The 7,170-nt window shown below is 66.7% G+C and carries 7 protein-coding genes; all 7 read left to right on the plus strand.

Going from position 1 to position 7,170, the window contains the following annotated elements:
• The first annotated feature begins 55 nt into the window (after positions 1-55).
• The 7 genes from obgE to rsfS all read left to right on the plus strand — a co-directional run bounded on the left by obgE (position 56) and on the right by rsfS (position 7,052).
• Positions 56-1,645, plus strand: a complete 1,590-nt coding sequence (gene obgE, locus P2Q66_RS19190; RefSeq protein ID WP_115525824.1) for a GTPase ObgE — start codon at positions 56-58, stop codon at positions 1,643-1,645.
• Positions 1,635-2,786 carry a glutamate 5-kinase gene (gene proB, locus P2Q66_RS19195; protein WP_275730701.1) on the plus strand — a complete coding sequence of 384 codons (1,152 nt, stop codon included), beginning with the start codon at positions 1,635-1,637 and terminating at the stop codon, positions 2,784-2,786. Before obgE ends, proB begins: the two co-directional genes overlap by 11 nt.
• Positions 2,787-2,812: 26 nt before the next feature.
• A complete protein-coding gene (locus P2Q66_RS19200) occupies positions 2,813-4,192 on the plus strand; it encodes a glutamate-5-semialdehyde dehydrogenase (protein ID WP_275730702.1) in 1,380 nt (459 codons plus the stop codon).
• Positions 4,193-4,271: 79 nt separating this feature from the next.
• Positions 4,272-4,502 carry a hypothetical protein gene (locus P2Q66_RS19205; RefSeq protein ID WP_079596321.1) on the plus strand — a complete coding sequence of 77 codons (231 nt, stop codon included), beginning with the start codon at positions 4,272-4,274 and terminating at the stop codon, positions 4,500-4,502.
• 46 nt (positions 4,503-4,548) lie between these two features.
• Complete coding sequence (gene nadD / locus P2Q66_RS19210) at positions 4,549-5,172, plus strand: nicotinate-nucleotide adenylyltransferase (protein ID WP_258868585.1); 624 nt, start codon at positions 4,549-4,551, stop codon at positions 5,170-5,172.
• 7 nt (positions 5,173-5,179) lie between these two features.
• Positions 5,180-6,610, plus strand: a complete 1,431-nt coding sequence (locus P2Q66_RS19215) for a hypothetical protein (protein ID WP_275730704.1) — start codon at positions 5,180-5,182, stop codon at positions 6,608-6,610.
• A gap of 40 nt (positions 6,611-6,650) precedes the next feature.
• The gene (gene rsfS / locus P2Q66_RS19220) at positions 6,651-7,052 is read left to right on the plus strand and encodes a ribosome silencing factor (RefSeq protein WP_079596318.1); all 402 of its coding nucleotides are present in this window, start codon (positions 6,651-6,653) and stop codon (positions 7,050-7,052) included.
• Positions 7,053-7,170 lie beyond the last annotated feature (118 nt).

Consider the following 7,170-nt stretch of genomic DNA (forward strand, 5'->3'; position numbering starts at 1 on the left):
TACAATCGATTTGGCGCCTTGGGGCGTCTCGAAAAACAGCACTGAGGAGATCCACGTGGCCAGCTTTGTAGACCGGGTAGTACTGCACGTATCCGGCGGTAGCGGCGGCCACGGGTGCGTCTCCGTCCACCGCGAGAAGTTCAAGCCCCTGGGCGGTCCCGACGGCGGCAACGGCGGCAATGGCGGCGACGTCATCCTGCGCGTGGACCACCAGACCACCACCCTTCTTGACTACCACCACGCCCCCCACCGGCACGCCACCAACGGCGGCCCCGGTATGGGTGACTGGCGCGGCGGGAAGAACGGTGAGACCCTCATCCTGCCCGTGCCCGACGGCACCGTGGTCAAGTCCAAGGACGGAACGGTCCTGGCGGACCTCGTCGGCGAAGGCGCCGAATACGTCGCCGCTGCCGGCGGGATCGGCGGACTCGGCAACGCTGCCCTGTCCTCCCAGAAGCGCCGCGCCCCCGGCTTCGCCCTGCTGGGCATCGAAGGCGAATCCAGCGACATTGTCCTGGAACTGAAGTCCATTGCCGACATCGCCCTGGTGGGCTTCCCGTCCGCCGGCAAGTCAAGCCTCATCGCCGCGATGTCGGCTGCCCGGCCCAAGATCGCGGACTACCCGTTCACCACGCTCATTCCCAACCTGGGCGTTGTCCAGGCGGGCGATGTCCGCTTCACCATCGCCGACGTCCCCGGACTGATCGAGGGTGCCAGCGAGGGCAAGGGCCTGGGCCACCACTTCCTGCGCCACGTGGAGCGCTGCGCCGCGCTGGTCCACGTCCTGGACTGCGGAACCCTGGAATCGGACCGCGACCCGCTTTCGGACCTGGCCATCATTGAGGCCGAGCTGGAAAAGTACGCCGTGGATATGAGCTACGCCGGCCAGGACGGCGAAGTGGTCCCCCTGAACCACCGCCCCCGCCTGGTGGCGCTGAACAAAGTGGACCTGCCTGACGGCAAGGACATGGCAGACTTCGTCCGTCCGGAACTGGAATCCCGCGGCTACCGCGTCTTCGAAGTGTCCGCCACCAGCCACGAAGGCCTGCGCCAGCTGGGCTTCGCCATGGCCGAGATCGTCCAGGCGGCCCGTGACGCCGTGGCGGCCGCACCGCCCAAGGTGCAGCCGGCCGTCCTGCGTCCGCGCGCCGTCAACGAGTCCGGGTTCCGTATCCGCCGTGAGGAGAAGGGCCTCGAGCCGCTGTTCCGCGTCCTCGGCGAAAAGCCCGTGCGCTGGGTCAAGCAGACCGACTTCACCAATGAGGAAGCCATCGGCTACCTGGCCGACCGGCTGGCCAAGCTCGGCGTGGAGACCGAGCTGTTCAAGCAGGGCGCAAAGCCCGGCGACACCGTGGTGATCGGCGAGGACGACGGCGTCGTCTTCGACTGGGAGCCCACCATGATGGCCGGCGCCGAACTGCTGGCGTCACCCCGCGGCACCGATGTCCGTTTCGCCGATATCGGCGATCGGCCCACCCGCAGCCAGAAGCGCGAAGAGCAGCAGGAGCGCCGGGATGCCAAGGCAGCAGCCCGCGCCGAGCTCGAGGCAGAGCGGAAGGCCGGCATCTGGACGGAGTCCGTCAGCGGACGGCGTGTGGCCAAGCCCCTGAAGGAGAGCGGACTGGAAGCGGACGATGACCTCTAGGGCGGTCGCCACGGATCCCACCCTGCGGTTCGTGGACCGGAGTGTGCTCGCCAACGCGCGCCGGATCGTGGTGAAGGTGGGCTCTTCCTCACTGACCAGCATCAAGGGCGGCATCTCGGAGGAATCCCTGACCGCCCTGGCGGACGCCCTGGCGGCCAAGCGCAACAGCGGAACGGAGATCATCCTGGTCTCCTCCGGCGCCATCGCCGCGGGCCTGGCACCTTTGGGCCTGGCCAAGCGGCCCCGCGACCTGGCCACCCAGCAGGCGGCGGCCAGTGTGGGGCAGGGCCTGCTAATGGCGCGCTACACCCACGCGTTCGGCGCCCACGGCGTGACGGTCAGCCAGGTGCTGCTCACGGCCGAGGACCTGATGCGGCGCAGCCAGCACACCAACGCCTTCCGTGCCCTGGACCGGCTGCTGAACCTCGGCGTTGTCCCCGTCGTGAACGAAAACGATACGGTGGCCACGCACGAGATCCGTTTCGGCGACAATGACCGGCTCGCGGCCCTGGTGGCCCACCTGGTGCGGGCCGATGCGCTGGTGCTGCTGTCCGACGTCGACTCCCTCTACGACGGTCCGCCTTCCCAGGGCGCGAAACGGATCCCCCTGGTTGAGGGCGCCCACGACCTCGAGGGCGTGTCCATCGGAAAAACCGGCAAGGCGGGCGTCGGCACCGGCGGAATGCTCACCAAGGTCGAAGCCGCCACCATGGCCGCCGGCTCGGGCATCCATGCCGTCGTCACCTCCACGCCCAATGCGGCAGCTGCACTCAACGGCGAGGACGTGGGCACCTGGTTCGCCGTCAACGGGGCCCGGAAGCCCGTCCGCCTCCTCTGGCTGGCACATGTCGCCTCGGTCCAGGGCCGTCTGGTCCTCGACGATGGTGCGGTTAAGGCCGTGCGGCACCACCGGACGTCCTTGCTGCCGGCAGGCATCTCCGCCGTGCACGGCGACTTCGAGGCGGGCGACGCCGTCGAGATCGTCAGTGCCGATGGAACCGTGGTTGCCCGCGGCCTCGTGAACTACTCCTCGGAGGAGCTGCCCCGCATGCTGGGCCGGTCCACCCGGGACCTTGGCGAGGAACTCGGCAGCGGCTATGACCGTGAAGTTGTTCATGTTGATGACCTGGTGCTGGTCTGAGCTCCACCCTCGCCTAAACTTGAAACATGACTGAGGCCCTGATCCACACAACTGCTCACACCTCCGGAGACACTGCTGCCGCGTCCGAGACGCAGCAGCCAGCCCCCGCAGCAGTGCCGGTATCAGCTGACGTCCCGCTGTCCGATGCCGACGTCGAAGCGGCAGTCCACGCCATCGCCGACCGTTCCCGCCAGGCTGCCCGCCGGATCGCCATGGCCAACCGGTCCTGGAAGGACCGCGCCCTGCGCGCCGTGGGAGATGCCCTGCAGGAGAACACGCAGGCCATCCTTGCTGCCAACGCCAAGGACGTAGCTGCCGGAAAAGCCAACGGAACGTCCGCCGCCATGCTGGACAGGCTCACGCTCACGGAGGCCCGCATCGCCGGGCTGGTGGCTGCGCTGGAAAACCTTGCCAACCTGCCCGACCCCGTGGGCAACGTGGTCCGCGGCCAGACCCTCCCCAATGGCCTGCGCCTGCGCCAGGTCAACGTTCCCATGGGCGTGGTGGCCGCCATCTACGAAGCGCGCCCCAACGTCACGGTGGACATCGCCGGGCTGGCACTCAAGAGCGGCAATGCCGTGATCCTGCGCGGCGGCAGCGCGGCTGAGGCCACGAACGAAGTACTTGTCCGGGTGTTGCGCGAAGCGCTGGAGTCCGTGGGACTGCCTGCCGACGCCGTGCAGACCGTGGACCAGTACGGCAGGGCCGGCGCGAACGTGCTCATGCGCGCCCGCGGCAGGGTTGATGTGCTGATTCCCCGCGGCGGCCGCGACCTCATCCAGACAGTGGTCACCAATTCCGCCGTGCCCGTCATCGAGACGGGGGAGGGCAACGTCCATATCTTCATCGACGAATCGGCGAATGAGGAGATGGCCGTTGAGATCCTGCTCAATGCCAAGACCCAGCGGCCCAGTGTCTGCAACACGGTGGAGACCCTTCTGGTCCACTCCGGATCCACTGTCCTGCCGGCCGTTGCCGCAGCCCTGAGCAAGGCCGGCGTACGGCTGCACGCCGATGACCGCATCCGCGCCGCCCTGCCCGCATCCATTGAGGCGGAACCGGCCACCGACGAGGACTGGGGCACCGAGTACATGAACCTTGACCTGGCCGTGGCCATGGTGGACAGCCTGGATGAAGCGGTTCAGCACATCCGCACGTGGTCCACCGGCCACACCGAGGCCATCCTCACCAACGACCTCTCCAACGCCGAACGGTTCATCGCGGAAGTGGATTCCGCGGCTGTCATCGTCAATGCATCGACCCGTTTTACCGACGGCGGCGAACTGGGCCTGGGTGCCGAGGTGGGCATTTCCACTCAGAAGCTGCACGCCCGCGGCCCCATGGGGCTGACCGAACTCACCACCACCAAGTGGATCGTGCAGGGCGAGGGCCAGGTCCGCGGGTAGCAACGCGGTAACATAGACCGAACGCCAGAAAGCAGCGGGAACTTCCGCTGCCATAAACCTTTGAACCCTAGGGGAGAAAATGCTGTTCCAGCAGATCGCCACGACCATCGCCGAAGGCGAAGAACACGAACTCGCGCCGCTGTGGGCTGAGCCGTGGGTCTTCGGCATCGTCATTTTCGCCATCCTGCTGGTGCTGATGTTCGTCACCCTGTCCTACTCCAACCTGGGCAACCGCCACGCTGCCACTGAGGAGCACGCGGACCCGCACCGCCAGCACCCCAACAAGCACGATCACGGGCAGGGCCACTAACATTTCCCGCGTTCTGCACCACAGTGGTGCCAACGGCAGGCTTCGGCTGGGCGTGATGGGTGGGACGTTTGATCCCATCCATCACGGCCACCTGGTCGCAGCCAGTGAAGTGGCTGCCGAGTTTGATTTGGACGAAGTGGTTTTCGTCCCCACCGGCCAGCCGTGGCAGAAGTCCCACAAACAGGTCAGCGAGCCCGAGCACCGGTACCTCATGACCGTCATTGCCACCGCCTCCAATCCGCGGTTCACCGTGAGCCGGGTGGACATCGAACGGCCCGGCCCCACGTACACCATTGACACGTTGCGTGACCTGCGGGCGCAGCGCCCGGACGCCGACCTGTTCTTTATCACGGGGGCTGACGCGCTGGCGCAGATCCTGTCGTGGAAGGACATCGATGAACTGTGGTCGCTGGCCCATTTCGTGGGTGTGACGCGGCCCGGCCATGTCCTGGACGGCATGGGACGGGACGACGTCAGCCTCCTCGAGGTTCCGGCCATGGCGATCTCGTCAACGGATTGCCGGACCCGCGTTGCAGCGAACAACCCCGTCTGGTACCTGGTGCCGGACGGCGTGGTCCAGTACATCGCCAAGTACGGTCTCTATGCCCATGCGCCGGCGAGCGGGAATGAGTTTACTTCCGAAGCACGTGAACCAGCCAGTACTGAATGAGTTCTCAATGAGTCAGGAACAGCCCCCCATCCGCAGCCGCCGGGAACTCCGGAAGGCCAGGGATGCCCAGCAGGCGTCCGTGTCCACAGGCACGGACCAGCTTTCCCCTGCCCATAAACCGGAGGCCCCACAACCGCAGGCCCCACAACCGCAGGCGGCCGCACCGCAGCCGGCCGCGAAGCAGCCTGCCACCCCTGGCGCGGCAGGCCAACCGGCCGCCGGGCAGCCGGGCCGCGGCTCCAGCCCCGCCCCCGAGCAGACCCACACCCAGCGGTCGTCACAGATCCGCGCCCGGGACCGTGCAGCCCTGCGCACCATCAAGGAACTGGAAGAAAAAGAAGGCCAGCTCGCCACCGGCGGTGCCCCTACCCGGCGCCAGCTCAGGCTGCAGCAGCTCAAGGAACAGGCGCTGACCGCGGCCAACCCCATCGTGCCGCCCGCAGGCGGCCCCTCAGTCCAGACCGGTAGGTCGGTACAGGCCGGTACGTCGATACAGGGCGGTACGCCGGCACAAAACGGTCCGGCTGCCGGACCCTTGGCCGCCGGATCCCCGCAGTCCTCTCCGGCGGCAGCGGAAAAGAAGCCAGCCGCGAAAACTGCCGGTCCCACCGCCAAGAGCACCGCCGCTACAGCCAATGCCACATCCGGGTCCCGTTCCGGGGTCCCCGACGGGATGACTGTTGAGCAGGCACTGCAGGCGCGGGCACTCATCGCCGAGCAGGCAAAGAACCAGATCGCCAAGATGGAGCACATCGCTTCCCTGGATCCGGAAGCGGTCGATCCGGACATCCTCGCGGAACAGATTGCCTTGGCCGAACGTGCCGCCGTCATGAACCGCCGGGCCCTGGCCAAGCAGAAGCTGGCCGAACAGGCAGGAACACCCGCGGCACCCGGCAGGGAACCCGGAGCCAAGGACCGGCCCGCGCCTTCAACGGCCAACAACCTGGCAATGGTGACCCCGTTGGAGTTTGTGCAGGTGCCGGGCGTCGACCGTCCGGTCATGAAACCGCCGGCAACTTCCCATGTCCCCGTCACCACACGGCCGGGTTCAAAGGTCCAGCCCGATACAAAAGCCCAGCCGGGAATTAAGTCCCAGCCGGGAGGTGCCGGCAAGCGGCGCCCCGCCAGCCGCCCGAATGCTGCCGCGGCAGACGCCGCATCGGGCCGTTCGCAGGTTATCGCCCGGGCGGAAGCTGCTGCCAGGGCAGCCACCCGCCCCAAACCGGTGGTCTTTCCCGAGAACCCGTCAGAGGGCCTGGTGGAGGATCTGCCCAGGGTTCCGGCCAGCTCGGCCTACGGACTCGATCCTTTGGATGCGGCCACCGCCGGGCTTGCCCGGGCCAAGCGGAACCGGATCCTGCAGCTCTGCATCCTGCTGTTCGGCCTCGTGGCGCTCATCTCAGGCATTTTCCTGATCATCAGCGGCATGTCCAGCTGACCGGTCAGCACCAATACTTTTTAAACCAACAAGGAGTCCCGTGACTGCATCAGATTCATCCATCACCATAGCCCGCACTGCCGCCAAGGCCGCCGCGGACAAGATCGCCCAGGACATCGTTGCCTTGGACGTCAGTGAGCGCCTGGCGCTGGCCGACGTCTTCCTCATCGCATCCGCGCCAAGCGAACGTCAGGTCAATGCAATTGTGGACGGCATTGAGGAGGAGCTGGCCAAGCAGGACCTGCGTCCGGTGCGCCGCGAAGGCCGCTCCGGTGGCCGCTGGGTCCTGCTGGACTACTCGGACCTGGTCATCCACGTCCAGCATGAAGAAGACCGCGTGTTTTACGCCCTGGAACGCCTCTGGAAGGACTGCCCCGTGGTGGACCTCCAGCTGGGTGACGACGCCTCGGCCAAGGCCACGGCCGCCTCCGAGACCGAGTAGATCCGCGGAAACACACCGAATATTCCCGATTTGGAATTTTCGGAATTGCTGTTCTAAGATATTTGAGTTGCTTCGGGGAAGCCCGGAAGAAAGCTCTTGGGAGCAGCAATAATTCGGG

The sequence above is a fragment of the Arthrobacter sp. Cr_A7 genome (assembly GCF_029222765.1).
Taxonomy (GTDB): domain Bacteria; phylum Actinomycetota; class Actinomycetes; order Actinomycetales; family Micrococcaceae; genus Arthrobacter.

What these genes read in the sequence shown, in the direction of transcription:
- proB (WP_275730701.1), top strand. Translation starts at nt 1,635, where the DNA reads ATGACCTCTAGGGCGGTCGCCACGGATCCCACCCTGCGGTTCGTGGAC.
- P2Q66_RS19200 (WP_275730702.1), top strand. Translation starts at nt 2,813, where the DNA reads ATGACTGAGGCCCTGATCCACACAACTGCTCACACCTCCGGAGACACT.
- P2Q66_RS19205 (WP_079596321.1), top strand. Translation starts at nt 4,272, where the DNA reads ATGCTGTTCCAGCAGATCGCCACGACCATCGCCGAAGGCGAAGAACAC.
- P2Q66_RS19215 (WP_275730704.1), top strand. Translation starts at nt 5,180, where the DNA reads ATGAGTCAGGAACAGCCCCCCATCCGCAGCCGCCGGGAACTCCGGAAG.